The sequence below is a fragment of the Lactobacillus nasalidis genome, from assembly GCF_016587775.1.
In the GTDB taxonomy this organism is placed as follows: domain Bacteria; phylum Bacillota; class Bacilli; order Lactobacillales; family Lactobacillaceae; genus Lactobacillus; species Lactobacillus nasalidis.
On record NZ_BOCG01000683.1, the window covers coordinates 1 to 1,781 of the forward strand.

Consider the following 1,781-nt stretch of genomic DNA (forward strand, 5'->3'; position numbering starts at 1 on the left):
CCAAAATGGCTTCGCCATGCTTTTGGATCAAGTCTACCAAATATTGGATTCCTCCACGCTCCATCCCATATTTTCGGCTGAGGTAGGTGCCTCTTCTATGATCGTCTACCCATTCGTGGTAGATAGCGAGTTTTATTTCTTTAGTGTATTTAGTCATGAAAATAACCCCCGAAATTAGTGTCCTAATTTCGGGGGTCATATCATTTTGGCTTTTTTTCCCTTGATTTTTCGTCCATTTAGCAATAAAGTTTAGTCATAATATCACGCAAAAGCACTTGCTGAATCCGAATGATTTTATTTTCAATCATTGACAGCGCTTCTTTCCCTTGATAATTAGGAAAAGTTAGAGAAAAATTGCTTTTTTTAAAAGTTTCGTTTTTTTTAATAACAAGTGTTTTTTAATAACAAGTGTTTTTATTTCTTGGAGAATTGATATATTATTATATCAGAACCTGTTTGATGTGCTTAGCATATATCTATCCGACATCTCAATCTTTATTTTTTATGAGGAGCTTAGAAAACCCGTGAGAATCGAACACTTAGAGATCTTTGTAAACGCCGCCCAGACGCAGAGCTTTACCAAGACTGCGCAAAACATGAACATGTCCCAGCCAGCAGTTTCCCTGGCCATATCCTCAATTGAAAAGCAATTGGGCTACCAGCTGTTCAGCCGCTCTCGCCGCAAGATGCTGCTGACTCCTGCCGGCCGCTCCCTGTACAACAGCATCAAGAGCGAACTGAACGACTACCGCACTGCTGTTTCCAAGGCCAAGCGGATTGCCATGTCTGAAGGGCAGATCACCTTGAAGGTCGGCTTGGTCGGCATTTTGGCCGAACAGCTGATTTTGCCAGGCTTGATCCGCAAGTTCCGCCGCAGCCGCGACACGGTCAACATTGAATTATTCGTTGAAAGCAGTCCAGTCTTGTTTGAAAAGCTCGCCTCCCACGAGCTCGACTTGGTCTTGTCGACGCCAGAAGCCATGCCGAAGTTCCCAGACTTCAACGCCTACAACATTGGCAAGATCAAATGGTGCGCGCTTGTGCCAAGCGACAGCCCGCTGGCTGAAAAGGACAAGCTGGTAGAAGGCGACTTGGACGGCAACGACCTGGTCTTCCTGGATCTCAGCTGTTCTTCACCGCTGATTACGCTGATGCAGGACAAGATTGAAAAGGACTGCAAGCAAAGCCGCATCTTCTTTGCCAATAACGTCTCAGCGCAGACCATGATGGTCTATGCTCAGCAAGGCCTGGCCATCCAGCCCTTCACCGGTCCGCTGGACGAAGACAACGAAGCTGAAGGACTGAAGCGGATTGAATTTGCAACCGAACTCAGCTCTGACTTGAGCCTGTTCACTTGCAAAGACGTTCTAGATGAACACGTTCTGGATCTGATGAACTGGCTCAAGGCGCAAAACCTGAGCTAAAAGAGCGGGCATTTCCGGATCCGAGAAGCAAATAAAGGCCCCGGCAGATTATTGCCGGGGCCTTTTTTCCATCCAAAAAGCGGACTTAAGGCTATTTGATTTCGTTAAAGGACTTGCTGCAGTAGTTGAGCAATTGCCGCATGTCCTGCTTGTTCCAGTTCCAGGCGCTGAATTCCTTTAGGAATTCTTCTGAGCAGTAGTTCAGATAATGATCTTCCGCAGCGGCCAGGATCTGCTGCGCCCCCAGGGCCTTGATCTCTTCCAGCCGGCTTTCTCTGACATAGGCTGGATCGTTTAAGAGCGACTTGCGCTTGACCGGCTTCAGCCGGCAGCCCCAGCTGGCCGCTCTGGCTGCCG

At 47.7% G+C, this 1,781-nt stretch carries 1 protein-coding gene and 2 pseudogenes; 1 reads left to right on the top strand and 2 read right to left on the bottom strand.

Going from position 1 to position 1,781, the window contains the following annotated elements; all coding sequences use genetic code 11:
• Positions 1–157: pseudogene (locus lacNas_RS14540) on the bottom strand (IS3 family transposase); the annotation flags it as partial.
• Positions 158–524: 367 nt separating this feature from the next.
• Between lacNas_RS14540 and lacNas_RS13010 the strand changes: the two are divergent.
• The gene (locus lacNas_RS13010; RefSeq protein ID WP_201330825.1) at positions 525–1,424 is read left to right on the top strand and encodes a LysR family transcriptional regulator; all 900 of its coding nucleotides are present in this window, start codon (positions 525–527) and stop codon (positions 1,422–1,424) included.
• Between the two features lie 91 nt (positions 1,425–1,515).
• Here lacNas_RS13010 and lacNas_RS13015 read toward each other — a convergent pair.
• A pseudogene (locus lacNas_RS13015) lies at positions 1,516–1,781 on the bottom strand (hypothetical protein); the annotation flags it as partial.